Source organism: Flavobacterium sp. UBA7680, assembly GCF_002482975.1.
In the GTDB taxonomy this organism is placed as follows: Bacteria; Bacteroidota; Bacteroidia; order Flavobacteriales; family Flavobacteriaceae; genus Flavobacterium.
This window is the reverse complement of record NZ_DLHA01000019.1, coordinates 421,765-439,623: the sequence shown is the minus strand read 5'-3', so window position 1 is coordinate 439,623 and position 17,859 is coordinate 421,765. Positions and strand designations below refer to the sequence as shown.

The following is a 17,859-nucleotide window of genomic DNA, read 5'->3' as shown; positions in this document are numbered from 1 at the left end:
ATATCTCGGTAAATGTGTCGTTTATCTTTTAAAAATATCAAATTATGGGAACTAAAAGCGGAGCTTACCAAGACGTGTACATAAAAAGGCAAGACGAAATGGTAAGTTTAAAAAACGATGTAACAGATTTTTGCGAAAAATACATCAAACCTGTACATCCTAAAAACTGGGATTGGTCGACACGTGATTTCGAAAATCCTGCAAATGACCCAACAATTGCCGAAGCAAGAGCCGTGGCAAATGTAGTTTACAAAGATTTATTAGACGGAAAACAAACCGATGTTGATCTTTCGACAATGAACAATGTTGAAGCGATAAAAGCTTATTTGAATCCAAAAAGCAAACATGCCGATTTTAATATGGAAGAATTTGCTTTTGCCTTAAAAGTCGAACTTGAACACGGAAAAATTAAAGATGTGAATGTAACCAACAATCATCCGTTTTTAACTGCGATGATTGCATTGGCACACATGACCGAAAGCCTCACGTACTATAAACGCTTAAAGGTGATGGAAGCCGAAGGCGAAATTTACGAGATTATGCGTAAAATTGAAAGCTCAAAAACCGGAAAAGAAGATTGGTACAAAGAATTAGGCAAAGCCGAACAAGAATTAACCGAAGCCAAAACAGGTTTAATTGAACGTTTACAAAAAATGGATGATATTCCAGTTTTAGAAAAAATAGGCGATTAAGGTTTTAAATCGCATAAAAAAGCCGTTAAGTTTCGATCTTAACGGCTTTTTTATTTATAATAATTTGTCTGAAAAATTGTATTTTTGTCCATAATGTAAATTTGAACAATTCTGGAAACGGGGCATTTTTATCAGTATCATACTTGAAAAATCTTGTATCATACATATTTTTTATTTTTTTACTTCAAATTATTATCTTTGAATTATGAGCACACAAACAAGATCAAACCATATAGGGCGAAAAATAAGCCGTCTTCGTGAATTAAAAGACATGAAGCAAGAAGCGCTTGCACAAGCTTTAGGGACGAGCCAGCAAACGATTTCTGCAATTGAAAATAGTGAAACAGTTGATGAAGAAAAATTGATTGAAATTGCAAAAGTTTTGGGCTTGAGCGTAGAAGCAATTAAAAATTTCTCTGAGGAAGCGGTTTTCACTTACTTTAATACTTTTTATGATAATAGCCAAGGAACTGTTGGGAATTATAATATATGCAATTTTAATCCGCTTGATAAATTAATGGAATCAGTAGAACAAAATAAAACTTTATATGAGCGTTTATTAGAATCTGAAAGAGAAAAAATATCTTATTTAGAGAAATTATTGAATTCGAAATAAAAATCTAAATCATAAAAAAACCGTTAAGTATAATCCTTAACGGTTTTTTCTTTTCAATCTTCCAAAAATTACAATCTTCTTTTATCTTCTTCTGTATAATCATCGTCTTCTTCCTGAACATCATCTTCGACATATTCGCTGTCTTCTTCCTTATCGTCGTCGTCGTCGATATCTTCTAAATCATCTTCGGTTTCATTAAAATCGTTTTCAAAAGTATCGGCAGGATTATCAAATTCGTCGTTTTCGACTTCATCAAGTTCTTCTTCATTCAGATCTTCCTCGATATATTCATCTTCATCTTCGTCATCAAGGTCATTATCTTCTAAAACAACCTCATAAATATCGTCGTTATTGTCTTCCAGATCTCTGTCTTTATGAAAGTCATCATCTAAATCATCCAAATCATCGTCGTAAACGCCCGATCTCTCATCGGGATTAGGTTTGTTAGGGTTATGACCATTTCGAACCGTATAACCGCGTTCTGCGTCTTCTGCGAGGTTGTTTTGAGTTTCTTTCGTATTTAAATCATAAAGTTCCTCATTCATAACCGTATTTCTGTCTGAAGATGGACTTCCCGGATCTTTCGGAAAAGCACCATTTCTTTTATCTGTAGTGTTCATGATGTCTTATTTTAAATATTTTACATATACAAATCTAATCCCGAAACCGAAAGATTTTCTTATAGAATTACGAAATGTAATTGTATAATTAACAGATGTTTAGAATGAAATTTAATCGAAGAATCGTATAACCTTGCTGATAATCAAGACGGTAATTTTACAAATAATTAATCATTAAAAAATTATACCATGAAAACTACAGATCAGAAAAAAGAAACTACAACAAAGGAAACAGTAAAAAGAGGAGTTACAAAACCAAAATCAAACGCAGCGGCGGGTTTAGCAGAATTATTTGAAGACAGTCTGAAAGATATTTACTGGGCAGAGAAAGCTTTAACCAAAGCACTGCCAACAATGGCTAAAAACGCAACATCTGAAGAATTGATCGATGCTATTAATAACCATTTAATTGAAACTGAAGAGCACGTAACACGTTTAGAAAAGGTTTTTGATGTAATTGGAAAAAAAGCAACCGCTAAAAAATGCGATGCTATGGAAGGTTTAATCGAAGAAGGAAAAGGAATTCTGGAAGAAACAGAAATTGGAGTGGTTCGAGATGCCGGTATTATCGCCGCAAGCCAAAAAATCGAACATTACGAAATTGCCACTTACGGAACTTTAAGACAGTTTGCTGAAACGCTGGGTTATGAAGAAGCCGCAGCACTATTAGAGCTAACGCTTGATGAAGAAAAAGGTGCAGATAAACTGCTTACAGAAGTTGCTGTAAATGCTGTAAATCTTGAAGCTGCAGAAGCAGAATAGGATTTAAAAATATCATATTAAAAGTGCAGTTGTCAAAACTGCGCTTTTTTTTCATTAAAAATTTAAAACTAAAGTATATGCCCGAAGGTCCGTCAATATTGATTTTAAGAGAAGAAGCACAGCAGTTTACAGGAAAAAGAGTGATAGAAGTTTATGGAAACTCCAGTGTCGATTTAGAGCGTTTAAGGAATAAAACCATTTTATCATTTAAAACCTGGGGAAAGCATTTCCTGATTTGTTTTGAAGATTTTACCGTAAAAATCCATTTAATGATGTTTGGAACCTACAGAATCAACGAAAAAAAAGATACTGCACCAAGGTTGCATTTAGGGTTTTCAAGCGGAGAAATCAACTTTTATACCTGTACTGTAAAGATTCTGGAAGGGCCAATAAGTCAATATTACGATTGGAGCGAAGATGTTTTAAATGAAAATTGGGACCCAAAAAAAGCAAAACGAAGTCTGGATAAAATCCCAAATGAAATGATTTGCGATGCTGTTTTAGATCAAAATATATTTTCAGGAGTAGGGAATATTATCAAAAATGAAGTTTTGTACCGATGTTTTATTCATCCGGAATCTTTAGTTGGAAAAATCCCACCCGAAAAAATCGACGAACTTATAGCCGAATGTTCGATTTACAGTTTTGAATTTTTGTATTGGAAAAAGAAAAATGAACTCAAAAAACATTGGCTAGCATATTCGCAAAAAGAATGCAAAAGATGCAATTTGCCCATCATAAAAAAACCGACAGGGAAGAAAAACCGTCGAAGTTTTTACTGCAATAACTGCCAACAGCTTCACAAATGAAAAATGAAATTTTAATAGGATGTTCGAGCTACAATAATCGGTATTGGAAGGGAATTTTCTACCCTGACAATGTGACAGCTTAGGATATGTTTAAGTTTTATTACCAGTACTTTAACACGTATGAGTTCAACGGAAGCTTTTATAGGTTTCCAACGCTTAAAGTTTTCAATAATTGGTACAATAAAGCTCCTGAAAATTTTCTTTTTTCGGTAAAAGCGCCCAAAGAAATTACTCATATCAAACAATTTTTAGACTGTGAAAACCGCCTTTCAGAATTTTATAATGTCTGCGAAAATGGTTTAAAAGAAAAGCTCGCCTGTGTCCTTTTTCAGTTTCCGCCGAGTTATTATTTTACTTTAGAAAGGCTGGAACAAATTATCAGGAATTTAGATTTAAAATTCAAAAATGTAATTGAATTTCGCCATAAATCCTGGTGGAATCAAGAGGTTTGGGATGCTTTTATGGAAAATAATATCACGTTTTGCAGCGTAAGTCATCCGCAATTACCGCAAACAATCTTCAAAGAATTTCCGCTTGTTTATATTCGTTTACACGGAATTCCGAATATGTTTTATTCGAGTTATTCACTTGAAAAATTACTTCAAATAAAAAATGCAACTTATTTAAAATCAGGATTTATATATTTTAATAATACAGCAAGCGAAGCAGGGATTTTGAATGCTTTGGAGATGAAGAGGATTGAGGATTATGGATTAATTGCAAAAGTTTAACCGCAAAGTCCGCAAAGAAAAAACGCAAAGCACGCAAAGAAATTAATCTTAGCGAACCTTGCGTAAACCTTTGCGGACTTTGCGGTTAAAAAAAACTACAACTTCAAATTCCCTTCAATACCATCATCCATAACTTTACCAGTCACAAAAGCTGCGGTCATTTTTGCAATAGCCACAATTTTACCGTTTTTGTTGTTCCAGTAATAACCATCTTCCGGCGTTACGGTAATCACACTTAAATTCGGATCATCTTCGCCGCCCGGCATCCAGACTTTTACAATTGGGTCGTATAATTCTTTAATCGTTTCTCTGTCGTACGAAATTGTCGCAGTTCCATGAATAGTCAGGAATTTATCGTGTGGTTCAGAGAAAAATAACTCAACTTGCGGATTCAGTGTAATCTCTGCATTGTGGGTACTGTTTCGGTCAGATAAAAACCAAAGACGTCCCAAATCATCTACTTTTTGAACCGACATTGGTCGTGATTGCAGCCTGTAGCTGTCGTAAGTACAAAACATGCACGTTTTTATGCTTTCTGCTAATTCTTTGATTTTATCAGCAGCTAAATTTTCTGTAAGGTCTTTATGATCTCCCATGGCTTTATAATTTTTATATTTAATATTTTGATTTAAAAGCGTTTAAAACGCTGTATAACAAAATTGAGATTTTTGAGATTGAATGGCTTACAGAATTATATTTTTAAATTATTATATTTCAATTAACTGTTTTTGTGAGAATTTCTAAACAGATTGTTTTATTTGCTAATTTTAAGCTATCTTTGAACGAACAGATTTACCCAAAAAAACATATGAAAGATTGGACAATATTCTACACAGATGATGATGAAGACGATTTAAGTATATTTACAGACGCTGTAGAGTCATTATCGCAAGATATTAACCTCCAGACTTACTCAGGTGGAGAAAAGCTTTTAAATGCCGTTTATAATCCGCCGCCAACTCCCAGTGTCATTTTTTTAGATTTAAATATGCCGGGAAAAAATGGTTTTGACGTTTTAAACGAGCTGAAGGGGTCTAAAGAAAAAAGCGATATTCCGGTAATCATCTTTTCAACATCAAACGAACCCAGTATTATTGATAAATGTCTAAATCTGGGTGCGAATTACTTCATTACAAAGCCGGTTTTAATGAAAGATATCATAAAATCGATTGAACATTCGCTGACGATAAACTGGAAAGAATTTGTTCCAGACAGAAAAACTTTTGTGTATAAATTGTAATTAAATTTAAAACATATAAAACGCCAAACTTATTGCTAAAAATGAGTTTGGCGTTTTTTTTATAGCTCAGGCAGGAAGATTTTAAAAGTAGCACCCTGGCCTTTTTCGCTTTTTGCTTTTATAATTCCTTTGTGGTTTTCGACAATTTTTTTTACAATGGCCAGTCCAATTCCGGTTCCGGAGAATTCACTTTCGGTATTTAATCTCTGGAAAACTTCAAAAATTCGTTCTTTGTATTCATCATCAAAACCAATTCCGTTATCTGCAATTTGCAGACAGAAATAATTTTTTTCAGGATAATCAACCTTAAAATTGAGTTTACTTCCAAGAACTCTTCGGGCTTTAATTTCAATACGAGGCGGAATATCTTTGCGGGAGAATTTTAAAGCATTTCCAATTAAATTATGCAGTAATTGTCGAAACTGAAACGGCATAATAGTCGCTTCTCCCAAAGGATGAATATCGATTACAGCGTTTTTCTCTTCAATACGTTCCGAAAAATCGATTATTACTTCTTCAATAATTTCATCTAAACTGGTTTTTACAAAAATCCTTTCGGCAGAATTGGTTCTGGAATAGGTGAGAAGATCTTGAATCAATGTCTGCATTCTTTTAGCCGAAACTTCAATTCGCTCTAAATAAGCTTTGGCTTTCGCCGAAATATTCTGATCATCCAACTCTGATAAACGACTCGCAAAAGTCTGAATTTTTCGAAGCGGTTCCTGTAAATCATGACTGGAGATATAAGCAAAAGACTGCAGTTCGATATTCATATTAATCAAATCACGGTTTTTAAGTTCCAGTTCTTCCGTTCGGTCATGAACCTGCTTTTCAAGCTGATTGGTAAAATCCTTTTGATCCTGAATATCAGAACTTGTACCAACCCACATTTGAATTTTTCCTTCAGGATCTCTTTGCGGAATGGCGCGGCTAAACTGCCAGCGGTATATACCATCATGACGGCGAAAACGATGTTCAAACAAAAATTCTTCACCCGTTTTTATAGCCTGCATCCAGATGTTGATATTTTCTTCACGATCATCCGGATGTATCACTTGCAGCCATCCGTTTTGATCAACATCGGCTTTTGTGATGCCACAAAAATCATAAAGCGACTGATTAAAATAATCCAGATTTCCCATGGCATCGCTTGTCCATACAAACTGAGGCATAGAATCAGCAAGAACACGGAACTTTTTTTCACTTTTCATTAAAATTTCCTGTCGGTTCTTTTCGTCTGTAATGTCCATTACAGTGCCCAGCATTTTGGTAGGATTCTTTAATTCATCAAAAAATATCTTGCCGTGTACACGAATCCAGGCAATACTGTCATCGGGCTTTAAAACTCGTGCTTCGTATTTGTAAATATTAGTTTGCAAAGCAATTTCATAAGCCTTTTGAATTAAATCAAAATCTTCGGCAACAATGCGTGATAAAACCTGCGGACGGGAAATTTTTATATTTTTTGGAAGACCAAACAACTCCGGCAGATTATCAGAATAAATCAATTCCTGAGTTGGAATATTTAAATCCCAGGTTACAATTTCGGCAATTTCAGATGCTAAACGGGCTCTTTCTTCGGCATCTTCCACTTTTTTTCTGGCTTCCACTTTCTCCGAAACATCGTTTACCGTAATCATAATCGATGATATTTCCCCGTTTTTCTCATACAAAGGAGTGTATTGATAATCCAGATAAAACTTTTCTAATTTTCCTTTAATATCAATAAACGCAACAGATTCGTTTTCGCGGATCGTTTTTCCGTTATAGAATACTTCTTTAAGTAATTGAGGATATTTTTGTTCTAAGAGCTCAGGAAATACCTCTAAAACAGGTTTGCCAATGGTTTCGCTTGGGTTTTTCTGCCAAATGTCATCATGCATCGTGGTATTGGCCAATTCTATAATATGATCTTTTCCCTTAAAAATAGTCATGGCAATGGGCGACTGCATCACAAGGTTTCGAAACGCTTTTTCACTTTCGGCCAGATAATGTCTAGCTTTTACAGATTCTGTAACTTCATAACCTACTACAATCACGCCTGTTACAACATCATTTTCTTCTCGTAAAGGATGAAAAACCAAATTGAAATAACAATCTTCCTGTTTTCCATATCGGTTTAAAGTAACCAGTAATTCGTTTGAAAAATAAGGAATTCCATCTTCATAAACCTGTAAAAGAAGTGGATGAACCGTTTCTTTAGCTTCCGGCAAATATTCAAAAACTGATTTATTTAGCGTTTGTTCTTCCGTTTTATCTACAATTTGCAAGTAGGTTTCATTAGCCATTTCGACCATTAAATCTTTGCCTTTAAGAATGGCAATTCCAAGCGGAACTTGTCTCACAATATTCTTAAAACGTTTTTCACTTTCTTCAATCGCATTGCGCGCTGTAACCTGAATTGTCACATCATTTGCAATTGCAACAATTCCAGAAATCGTTCCGTCAGGTTCTTTTAAAGCTTCGTAAACAACATTGATAAAAGTGTCAACGACTTTACCATTTCGGGTAAGTTTTACGGGAAGTTCATTTGCCGTAAATCTTTCTCCGGTCAGGAAAACATTCAGTAAAATCTCTTCTAAACCCTGACCTGCGGCTTCGGGCAGAGACTTAAAAATAGGTTTGTTAAGAACTTCATGCTCTTTCCGTTCCCAAATTTCAAGCATAAGTTCATTTGCAATTTCTACCACAAAATCCTTTCCACTTAAAATGCACATCGCATTTGGTGTCTGCAGGATATTGTTTCTGTAACGTTTATTGCTTTCTTCTAAATTTTTGCGAATGTTTACCTTATCGGTAGTTTCATTGCAGATCACCAAAACGCCGTCAATTTTTCCATCATCATTTGTAACCGGACTATAACTGAAAGTCCAGTAAACATCTTCCATTTTTCCGTTTCGGTAAATAGGCAGTAATAAGTCTTCGTGCCATGTTGCTTCGCCTTCCGTTAAAACCTGATCAATCAGCGGACCGATAAAGTCCCAGATTTCCGGCCAGTATTCAGCACCTTTTTGACCTAATATAGCGGGATGCTTTCCATCGTTTCCAAGACTTGGACGATAAGCATCATTATAAAAACAAATATGTTCTGGTCCCCAAAACAAAAACATGGGGAATTTTGAGTTTAAAAGAATCCCTAAAGTAGTACGAAGACTCTGCGGCCATGTGTCGACAGCCCCAACAGGAGTTTTGCTCCAGTCTTTGGCACGGGTTAACGCGCCCATTTCGCCTCCTTTTGCCAGGAAATCTTGGTTGGTATTGTTCATTAAAAATTTGTTTTTGTTTTGATTGAAACAATAAATTTTGTGTAATAAATATAGCGTTTTCTAAAGTTTTTCAGATGAAAACCTAAAATTATAAAAATAAAATTTGATTTGTTTTGTGTTTTTTGAATGAGGTAACATTAAAATTAATAGAGTTAATTTTCATTGATTTTAATGATGAAATTTGAATTAACAAAGGTTATTAATTAATCTTAAACTAATGAAATCATGAAAAGAGAACAAAAACACGAAACCGACTATATACAGAAATATCAGGATGAAGGCTATACAAAGAATTATTTATTTGATAATGGCTGTTTGATTGATTCAGAAACTAAATATGCTTATAAACCAGATGAAATTTATATTGTAGCGCATCATCGTTATGAAGGAATGAGCGATCCGGATGATATGTCCATTTTATATGTTATTGAAACAAAAGATCAGGAAAAAGGAACTCATTTATTAGGATACGGCCCAACAGCAGATTTAGAAGAAGCCGAATTTTTTAAAGATATCCCAAAGAAAAATTATTCAAAAAACGCAGACATAAGTGAACTTACATAAAATAAAATAGATAAGTATTTTTATTTTGCTGAGGAGCAGTTGTTCCAGATTTATTCTGGAGCAGCTGTTTTTTATTTTTAAGATACTAAGTTGCTAAGGTTCTAAGATGCTAAGTTTTTTAATCTGACAGTATAAACCTTAGCAACTTAGAATCTCAGAAACTTAGAACCTTTGCATAAAAATTATGAAATTTCTGATTGAAATTGTATAAGGATTTGATTTGCAATAAGTACGAAATTTGGTTTATAGAAAATGAGGAAAGAACCATAAGTTGTTTGATTACAGAAATAAGTATAAAAACAACTTTTTTTAAAACCAAAGCAAATGAAAAAACTTTACATAAATACTGGAGGATTTGATACCGTTTTTAACGACTTAAAAGATAGTTTTAACGGTGAACTAAAGGCTGAAAACAATGAATATAATTTAGAAATTAAATCAAAATGGACAAAAGGCTCCATTAAAGGAAACCGATTTGATGATAAAGTCTTATTCATGCATTTTGATCTTGAATTTAATGAGGAAGTTAGTTTAAGTATCGAATCTTTTAAAACTGCGCCTGTCTTTTTTGTTTATTGCGAAAATGGAAATGTAAGCCATAGTTTTGGTGCAAATGGAGAAAAGAAAGTTTTAAGCAAAAAACAATCGGCTGTTTTAAGCAATTCTTCGGTTATCAATAGTGTTTTGTATTTTGAAAGCCACAAACGTATTCAGTTTACACTACTTGGAATGCCGACTATTGAAAACAAAAACACGGAATTGGTTACTCAGGTAAAACAACATTTTACAAACGATTCTGGAAATTATATTTACATAGGAAAAGAGAATTCAAGAATCTCAAAAAGAATAAAAGAATACGAAACAGTTCCGCAAAAAGGACTTGTTGGAACTTTGCTTAGAAAGAGTATTCTAAAAAATATTGTTGAAATAGAGGTAGAGCAGCACAGTTTTAATTACCTAAGCACATTTGATCCTGTTGTTAATCTGGCTATGAAACCGATTAATGAAATCAAACGAATTTCAACCATGAATTTTTCTGAAATACTTGCCGCAGCAAGACATTTTAGAGCAAAATATCATTTTTCACTTAAACCATACAATCAAAAATTAGCTAGCTAACAAGCATCACATATTAACTACTACTATTACAAAAAAAACAGCTTTTCCTAAAGAAGCTGTTTTTTTTATTTGAAGGTTCTAAGTTTTTTTGCCACAGATTAAAAAGATTAAAAAGATTTTTTTGAATTGCCTCCAGTTTCAGCTGGAGGTTTTAGAATAGAACTTGAAAAAGGCTTTAGCCAAACTATTGCGGTTTGGCTAAAGCCCTTTATGCGTTAATTATTTTTTCCATCCAGCTAAAGCTGGACGCTATTAATTTAAAAAACTTTGCGTCTCTGCGACTTTGCGAGATTAAAACTCAGCGTAAACCATCTTAAATTAAACTAGCGCAAACCCGTTTAAATCAGTAAAAACCCGTGGGCAAAAAACACAGCATCTCAAAAACTATTCTTTCTCATAATAAATAATAAAATAAACCATAAGGAGATTCAGGCATAAGGAAACACTATTTGTAATTATTATGGGAAGATCTTCTTTTAGAATTCCGTAAATAATCCAAACAGCGATTCCGAAAGTCAGGATGCTGAAAGTTTTAAGCGAAATGTCTTTTACTTTCTTGGTTTTCCAAACCTTTAAAATCTGCGGAATTGTGGAGAGTGTAATGCAAGCTCCCGCAAATAATCCTATGATGTCTATGTAGTTCATTTTTTTTAAGGTTCTAAGGTGCTGAGAGGCTAAGGTTCTGAGGTTTTTTGCCCACGGATTTTGCGGATTAAACGGGTTTACGCGGATTTCTTTTTTATTGTACTGGCGAAGTAATGATGAAGACCCTTACTTTGCGGGCTTTCGCGTGTGATTTCTCGTTCCTCGAAATGACAAATAACCAGCGTAAACCTGTTCAATCCGTAAAATCTGTGGGCAATCTTATCATCCGCCAACTAATTCTCCGCCGTTAATATGAATAAACTGGCCGGTGATGTAACTGCTGTCTTCGCAGGCCAGGAAAACATATGCAGGTCCAACTTCAGAAGGCTGTCCGGCTCTTTCCATCGGATTATCTTTTCCGAAATCAGAAAGCTTGTCGAAACTTGCTACGATCAAAGGTGTCCATATTGGGCCTGGCGCAACGCCGTTTACCCTGATTTTTCTTTTGGCAAGCATGGTCGACAATGATCTTGTAAAACTTACAATAGCACCTTTTGTACTCGAATAATCAACTAAATGTTCGCTGCCGCGATACGCAGTTACAGAACTTGTATTGATAATCGTATCGCCTTCTTTCAAATACGGAAGCGTTGCTTTTGTAATATAGAAATACGGATAAATATTAGTTTCAAATGTTTTATGCAATTGCGCTGCAGTAATCTTTTCCAGTTCGTTTTGCGGAAATTGAATCGCAGCATTATTCACCAAAACATTTATGGTTTTAAAAGTTGTAATGCACTTTTTAATGGCTTCTTTACAGAATTTTTCATCCTTCAAATCGCCGCTTATAAGCAGACATTGCTGACCTTCTTTTTCAATCATTGCCTTGGTTTCCTTGGCATCTTTATCTTCTTTTAAATAAACAATCGCAATATTGGCGCCTTCTCGCGCAAAATGTACGGCAGCGCTTCTGCCAATTCCGCTGTCACCGCCGGTTATAAAAGCAGTTTTGCCAAGAAGTTTTCCGCTTCCAGTGTAGTTTTCTCTTATAATTTCCGGTTCGGGATTCATTTTATGTTCGTTTCCCGGAAGTTCTTGTTTTTGCTCCGGGAAGGTTTTAGGCTTTTTCATAACATGTAATTTTAATCAACAAATTGACTATTAAAGTTAGCGGAATGACCAATGAAAAAGGGGCTGTAACAATTTTTTGATTGCCTCTATAAATTAAAAAGAAAGAAAAAAGCTATGATTATTTTAAGTTTTCCTGAAAGAATTGAACTTTTAATAAGCTGAGTTTCATAAATTCAATTTAAGCGCGGAATAAAACATGGGAATTATGTAACGAATTAAATACCGATGTAAAAGTGAATGCTCCTTTTTTTTCTAAATTTGAAAGTTTGACCAACTATATTTAAAATAGGATCAGATATTTTAAATAAGAACCTTTTCAAACCCATGATTCAATTTTTTTTAACTAGTAACGCTTTATTCCCCATAACAGCATGGTATTAATTGTTGATGATATCAAGGCCAATATTATTGCCTTAAAGAAAACATTAGAACTCCACAATATCGACGTAGATACTGCCGAATCTGGTGAAGAAGCCCTGAAGAAAATTTTAAAAACAAACTACTGTCTTATTATTATGGACGTTCAGATGCCAGGACTTGACGGCTTCGAAGTAGTAAAAATTCTTTCTGGAAATAAACGAACCAAAGACATTCCTGTAATTTTTCTTTCGGCATTAAACATCGAAAAGAAATATATCTTTAAAGGCTATGAAAGTGGTGCAGTAGAATACATTACAAAACCTGTTGATACTGATTTGTTGATACTAAAGGTAAAAACCTTTATCAAAATCTATGAACAGCAAAATGAGCTTAAAGGTATAAAAGACCTTCTTTCTAAAGAAATCAAAATTAGAAAAGAAGCGCAGGACAATCTCGAAATCAAAATCGCAGAAAGAACCAAAGAACTGGTTTTGAAAAACGAAGAATTAGAGATGAAAAACCACGAATTGCAGCAGTTTGCCTGGGTTGTATCGCATGATTTAAATGAACCTATAAGGAAAATCCAGATCTTCATTAAAATAATCAAAGAACTTTATTTAAAAGAAGATGAAAAGGGAATTGATTATGTCGACAGAACCATAAAATCTGCCGAAAGAATGCAGACTCTTATTACAGATCTTCTCGCATATTCCAGATTATCAGCGCAGGTAAAACCAGAAATTACAGATCTTAACGTGGTTTTACAGGAAGTCCTTTCTGATTTTGATTATTTAATCGAAAGAAAAAATGCCACAGTAAAAGCTACAGAACTCCCCACAATAGACAGTATTCCGAGTCAGTTAAGGCAGGTATTTCAGAATTTAATTGGAAATGCCCTTAAATTCTCAGGCGGTAATGAACCTCCATTAATTGAAATTACGGCCGAATTAATTGCCGATAAATCGTTTGACAGTCCAACCGCGCCGGAAGGAAAGTATTGTAGAATTGTGGTAAAAGACAACGGAATTGGTTTTGATGAAATTTATCTGGACCGAATTTTCATTATTTTCCAGAGTTTAAATGACCGACAGACTTATGAAGGAACCGGAATTGGTCTTGCAATTGCAAAAAAAATCATAGAAAAACACAACGGATTAATCACGGCAAGAAGTGAAGTAGGCAAAGGCGCCAGCTTTATTATTGTTCTTCCCCTAAAATACGAATAAATACAATCGAAAACCATGAATGGTAACTTTAAAAGAAATCTGCTAATCAGTTCATTAGTTTCATTATTAGTGCTTACTATTAGTTCTGTTGCTTCGTTTATCAGCATCAAAAGTTTGTTAAATAGTAATTTTTGGGTAAACCATACTCAGGATGTTATTTACAACTTAAACGAAGGTTCGGCTATTATTACGGAAGCCCAAACGAGTATGCGCGGTTATTTATTAACCGGAGACGAACAGTTTGTTGACCGATTTAATGAATCTGAAGCCAAATCAAATACTTATTTTGAAAAGCTGGAAGAGCTTACGGCAGACAATCCTCCGCAGCAAAAACTATTAACCGATTTAGCTTCTAAACGTTCAGGGTTCTTTAAATACCTGAATAATCAAATCGTAAAAAAGCGTTTAAACAAGGAAACACTAACCTTCGACTTAAATGAAGGAAGGATAATGATGAGCGATATTCGAGCGGTTATCAAAAAGATAGAAAACACAGAACAAAAACTGCTGGAAGAGCGTAATTCAAATTCTGAACGTTACGGAAATTATAGTTTGATTTTAATTATAGTCGCCTTTTTCATCGCTTTTATTATTTCGATTGTTTTTTTAATCAGAATTCTAAAAGATTACAACGAACGTTCTGCATTACAAAAAGAACTGGAGAAAAAAGATATTGAAACAGCGCAGCGAATTGAAGCAATCAGCAACATTGCGACCAACATTTCAAAAGGAAACTATGACATTCGTGTAGACGATACAAAAGCCGATGCACTCGGAAGTGTAGGAGAATCTTTGAATACAATGGGAGTTTCTCTTAAAAGTTCATTTGAGCTTCTTTCTCAAAAAGAATGGCTTCAAACGGGAATTGCAGAATTAAATAACGCCATGCTGGGCGAAAAATCAATGCAAAAACTCTCTAAAGATGTTATTGAGTTTTTATGCCAATATACAAACAGCAGCGCGGGAGTTTTATATATTATTGAAGAAAACGAATTAGTATCTTCTGGAGGATATAGCTATATACCGAGCAAAAACCGCGAACGCATTCGAAAAGGCGAAGGTTTAATTGGTCAGGCCATTTCATCTGGAAAAATATTAGAATTAAAAACATTATCTGCAGATGACATTCAAATAAATTATGCTTTAGGACAAGTAAAACCTACGCATATTGTGGCAGTTCCGCTGCAGGATAACAAAATTGAAGGTGCAGTTGAATTAGCGAGTATTTATGGTTTTTCTGAACTGCATTTAGAATTTTTACGAAATGTTGCCAATAACATTGGAATTGCCTTAAAATCAACTCAAAACAGAAAAAGAGTATTAGAACTGCTGGAAGAAACAAAATCGCAGTCAGAAGAGCTTCAAACGCAGCACAGCGAACTGGAAGCGATTAATGCCGAATTAGAAGCGCAGACCGAAAAACTACAGGCTTCTGAAGAAGAATTGCGTGTACAACAGGAAGAATTGGAACAAACGAATGAAGAACTTTCGGAAAGAAGTGTTTTATTGGAAGAAAAAAACAATGAAATTCAAAAGAAATCAGAAGCTTTAGAATTAACAACACGTTACAAATCAGAGTTTTTGGCGAATATGTCACACGAATTAAGAACACCTCTTAATTCAATTTTGCTTTTAAGCCGTTTATTATCAGAGAATAATAACAAAAGCATGAACAATGAAGAAATTGAGTTTGCCAAAGTTATTCAGAGTTCAGGAAACAGTTTATTAGGCTTAATTGATGAAATTCTGGATTTATCTAAAATCGAAGCCGGTAAAATGGAATTAGAATTTTTAGATATTTCGACTAAAGAAATCACAGACACACTTTGGAATCTCTTTAATCTTGTAGCCAAAGAAAAAGGAATTGAGTTTGAAATTCTTTCGAAAGAAGCGCCAATTGTCATTAAAACAGACAAAATGCGTTTAGAACAAATTCTAAAAAACCTGATTTCGAATGCTATTAAATTTACAGAAAAAGGAAAAGTTACACTCGAAATCAAAATCAATACAGACGATGACAAAATTATCTGCTTTATTGTAAAAGATACCGGAATTGGAATTCCGTTAGAAAAACAGCCGCTTGTTTTTGAAGCCTTCCAGCAAGCCGATGGTTCAACCAAACGCAAATACGGCGGAACTGGTTTAGGATTATCCATCAGCAGGGAATTGGCAAAATTACTTAAAGGAGAAATTATCCTTCACAGTAGAGTTAATGAAGGAAGCAGCTTTACGTTATGTCTGCCGGTTTTTGGATCTGCCCTTAATAAAGTAAATGTCGACAAAATTCCTCCAACAGATTTTGTAGAATTAGAACCTGAAAAAGAAGAAGGAACGCCTGCAAAAAAATATATCAGTTCCACTATTCCAGATGAAATAGAGGACGATCGAAACGCAATAATAGAAGGAGATAAGGTAATTTTAATAGTTGAAGACGATATCAATTTTGCAAAATCACTTCTGGCCTTTTCACGAAACAAAGGTTATAAAGGAATTGTAGCCGTAAGAGGCGATCATGCCTTAAACTTTACGCTATTATATAAACCTGTTGGTGTATTGTTAGATATTGAACTTCCGGTAAAAAGCGGCTGGGAAGTTTTGGAAGAATTAAAAAATCATGCCGAAACCAAACATATTCCCGTTCATATTATGTCATCGCATAAACTGAAACAGGAAAGTTTATTAAAAGGCGCTGTAGACTTTTTAGATAAACCGGTAGCATTTGATAAAATTCCGGATGTGTTTTTAAGAATCGAGCACATCATTAATAAAGAAGCGCAAAAGGTTTTAATTATTGAAGATAATCCAAAACATGCCAAAGCATTGTCTTATTTCTTAGAAACATATAATATTAACTCTGAGATAAAAAGCGAAGTTTCTGATGGAATCCAAGCTTTAAGCAAAACAGAAGTTGACTGCGTAATTCTGGATATGGGAATTCCGGACAAACAAGCGTATCAAATTCTGGATGGTATTAAGAAAAATCCGGGCTTAGAGAAACTTCCGGTAATTGTTTTTACAGGAAAAAGTTTATCACTAAAAGAAGAAGTAAAAATCAAGAAATACGCTGATTCTATTATTGTAAAAACGGCTCATTCGTATCAAAGAATGTTAGATGAGGTTTCGCTTTTCCTTCATTTAGTTGAAGATAAAAAAGAAGGAAAAGGCAGTAAAGATGGACATAAAAAGCTAAATTTACTAAATAACATTCTGCACGATAAAAAAGTGCTGATTGTTGACGATGATGTTCGTAATATTTATTCGCTTACAAAAGCATTAGAAGTATTTAAAATGACGATCATAACGGCTTTTGACGGAAATGATGCCATTAAAGTTCTAAGCGAAAATCCAGATACAGATGTCGTTTTATTAGATATGATGATGCCGCATATGGACGGTTACGAAACAGCCGAAAAAATACGTGCCAATCCGAAGTTCTTAAATTTACCTGTAATTGCCGTAACCGCAAAAGCAATGACAGGCGACAGGGAAAAATGCATAAAAGCCGGAGCATCAGATTATATTACAAAACCAGTAGATGTTGACCAGTTACTATCGTTATTACGAGTTTGGCTGTATGATAAAGTTTAATAGATAAAAGTTTATGCCACAGATTTCACAGATTTCACAGATTAAAAATTGAGATAATATTGCGATTAAAAAAATCTCTTTAATCTGTGAAATCTGTGGCAAAAAAATAAAAAATATTTAGCCACAGATTATAAAAATCTTTTTAATCCTTTTAATCTGTGGCAAAAAAAATATAAAAGTTTATGAGTAAAAAACGACTTTTAATTGTTGATGATGATCCTAGAAACATTTTAGCATTAACACATACCTTACGTGTTAAGTCATACGATTGTTTGTCTTGTGCAAGTGCCGAAGATGCAATAAATTTATTGAAATCTGATGAAAAGATTGATGGTGTTTTGCTGGATATGATGATGCCCGAAATGGACGGTTATGAAGCCATTCCGTTAATAAAAGCTATTCCGTCAAGAAAATCGACTTTCGTAATTGCCGTTACAGCACAGGCCATGACAGGAGACAAAGAAAAATGTTTAGAGGCCGGAGCAGATGACTACATCTCAAAACCGGTAGATGTTGATAAGTTATTGCTTGTTTTAAGCAAAATTTGAAT

Annotated in this window: 16 protein-coding genes; 11 read left to right on the top strand and 5 right to left on the bottom strand. The window is 34.2% G+C overall.

Going from position 1 to position 17,859, the window contains the following annotated elements; all coding sequences use genetic code 11:
* Positions 1-44: 44 nt before the first annotated feature.
* Both B3C18_RS06835 and B3C18_RS06830 read left to right on the top strand, forming a co-directional pair.
* Positions 45-692, top strand: coding sequence for a DUF5661 family protein (locus tag B3C18_RS06835; protein ID WP_291144377.1), 648 nt, complete (start codon positions 45-47; stop codon positions 690-692).
* A gap of 205 nt (positions 693-897) precedes the next feature.
* Entirely contained in the window at positions 898-1,308 is a 411-nt protein-coding gene (locus B3C18_RS06830) for a helix-turn-helix transcriptional regulator (protein ID WP_291144374.1), read from the top strand.
* 68 nt (positions 1,309-1,376) lie between these two features.
* On the opposite strand, the gene B3C18_RS06825 is transcribed toward B3C18_RS06830, so the two are convergent.
* A complete protein-coding gene (locus B3C18_RS06825; RefSeq protein WP_291144371.1) occupies positions 1,377-1,928 on the bottom strand; it encodes a hypothetical protein in 552 nt (183 codons plus the stop codon).
* A gap of 189 nt (positions 1,929-2,117) precedes the next feature.
* Between B3C18_RS06825 and B3C18_RS06820 the strand changes: the two genes are divergently transcribed.
* The 3 genes from B3C18_RS06820 to B3C18_RS06810 all read left to right on the top strand — a co-directional run bounded on the left by B3C18_RS06820 (position 2,118) and on the right by B3C18_RS06810 (position 4,230).
* On the top strand, positions 2,118-2,690 hold the full coding sequence (locus B3C18_RS06820; RefSeq protein WP_291144368.1) for a ferritin-like domain-containing protein: 573 nt from the start codon (positions 2,118-2,120) through the stop codon (positions 2,688-2,690).
* 77 nt (positions 2,691-2,767) lie between these two features.
* Positions 2,768-3,499 carry a DNA-formamidopyrimidine glycosylase family protein gene (locus B3C18_RS06815; protein WP_291144366.1) on the top strand — a complete coding sequence of 244 codons (732 nt, stop codon included), beginning with the start codon at positions 2,768-2,770 and terminating at the stop codon, positions 3,497-3,499.
* Between the two features lie 86 nt (positions 3,500-3,585).
* The gene (locus tag B3C18_RS06810; RefSeq protein ID WP_291144363.1) at positions 3,586-4,230 is read left to right on the top strand and encodes a DUF72 domain-containing protein; all 645 of its coding nucleotides are present in this window, start codon (positions 3,586-3,588) and stop codon (positions 4,228-4,230) included.
* Between the two features lie 95 nt (positions 4,231-4,325).
* Here the strand turns inward: B3C18_RS06810 and B3C18_RS06805 are convergent, their stop codons facing one another.
* On the bottom strand, positions 4,326-4,826 hold the full coding sequence (locus B3C18_RS06805; RefSeq protein ID WP_291144361.1) for a pyridoxamine 5'-phosphate oxidase family protein: 501 nt from the start codon (positions 4,824-4,826) through the stop codon (positions 4,326-4,328).
* Between the two features lie 212 nt (positions 4,827-5,038).
* Between B3C18_RS06805 and B3C18_RS06800 the strand changes: the two genes are divergently transcribed.
* Positions 5,039-5,470 carry a response regulator gene (locus tag B3C18_RS06800; protein ID WP_291144359.1) on the top strand — a complete coding sequence of 144 codons (432 nt, stop codon included), beginning with the start codon at positions 5,039-5,041 and terminating at the stop codon, positions 5,468-5,470.
* A gap of 59 nt (positions 5,471-5,529) precedes the next feature.
* On the opposite strand, the gene B3C18_RS06795 is transcribed toward B3C18_RS06800, so the two are convergent.
* Complete coding sequence (locus B3C18_RS06795; protein ID WP_291144356.1) at positions 5,530-8,736, bottom strand: PAS domain-containing protein; 3,207 nt, start codon at positions 8,734-8,736, stop codon at positions 5,530-5,532.
* 225 nt (positions 8,737-8,961) lie between these two features.
* Here B3C18_RS06795 and B3C18_RS06790 point away from each other — a divergent pair, with 225 nt between their 5' ends.
* Positions 8,962-9,300, top strand: a complete 339-nt coding sequence (locus B3C18_RS06790; protein WP_291144353.1) for a hypothetical protein — start codon at positions 8,962-8,964, stop codon at positions 9,298-9,300.
* A gap of 324 nt (positions 9,301-9,624) precedes the next feature.
* Positions 9,625-10,419, top strand: a complete 795-nt coding sequence (locus tag B3C18_RS06785; RefSeq protein WP_291144350.1) for a hypothetical protein — start codon at positions 9,625-9,627, stop codon at positions 10,417-10,419.
* Between the two features lie 384 nt (positions 10,420-10,803).
* Here B3C18_RS06785 and B3C18_RS06780 read toward each other — a convergent pair whose 3' ends face one another.
* Together B3C18_RS06780 and B3C18_RS06775 are read right to left on the bottom strand one after the other, a co-directional pair.
* A complete protein-coding gene (locus tag B3C18_RS06780; RefSeq protein ID WP_291144348.1) occupies positions 10,804-11,064 on the bottom strand; it encodes a SemiSWEET family sugar transporter in 261 nt (86 codons plus the stop codon).
* A gap of 222 nt (positions 11,065-11,286) precedes the next feature.
* Positions 11,287-12,135, bottom strand: a complete 849-nt coding sequence (locus B3C18_RS06775; protein WP_291144346.1) for an SDR family oxidoreductase — start codon at positions 12,133-12,135, stop codon at positions 11,287-11,289.
* Positions 12,136-12,506: 371 nt separating this feature from the next.
* Between B3C18_RS06775 and B3C18_RS06770 the strand changes: the two genes are divergently transcribed.
* From B3C18_RS06770 to B3C18_RS06760, 3 genes are all read left to right on the top strand, one after another.
* Complete coding sequence (locus B3C18_RS06770) at positions 12,507-13,721, top strand: hybrid sensor histidine kinase/response regulator (RefSeq protein WP_291144342.1); 1,215 nt, start codon at positions 12,507-12,509, stop codon at positions 13,719-13,721.
* A gap of 15 nt (positions 13,722-13,736) precedes the next feature.
* Positions 13,737-17,309, top strand: coding sequence for a response regulator (locus tag B3C18_RS06765; protein WP_291144339.1), 3,573 nt, complete (start codon positions 13,737-13,739; stop codon positions 17,307-17,309).
* A 182-nt stretch (positions 17,310-17,491) separates the two neighbouring features.
* Positions 17,492-17,857 (top strand): response regulator, encoded by a 366-nt coding sequence (locus tag B3C18_RS06760; RefSeq protein WP_291144336.1) that lies wholly within the window; start codon positions 17,492-17,494, stop codon positions 17,855-17,857.
* Positions 17,858-17,859: the final 2 nt, after the last annotated feature.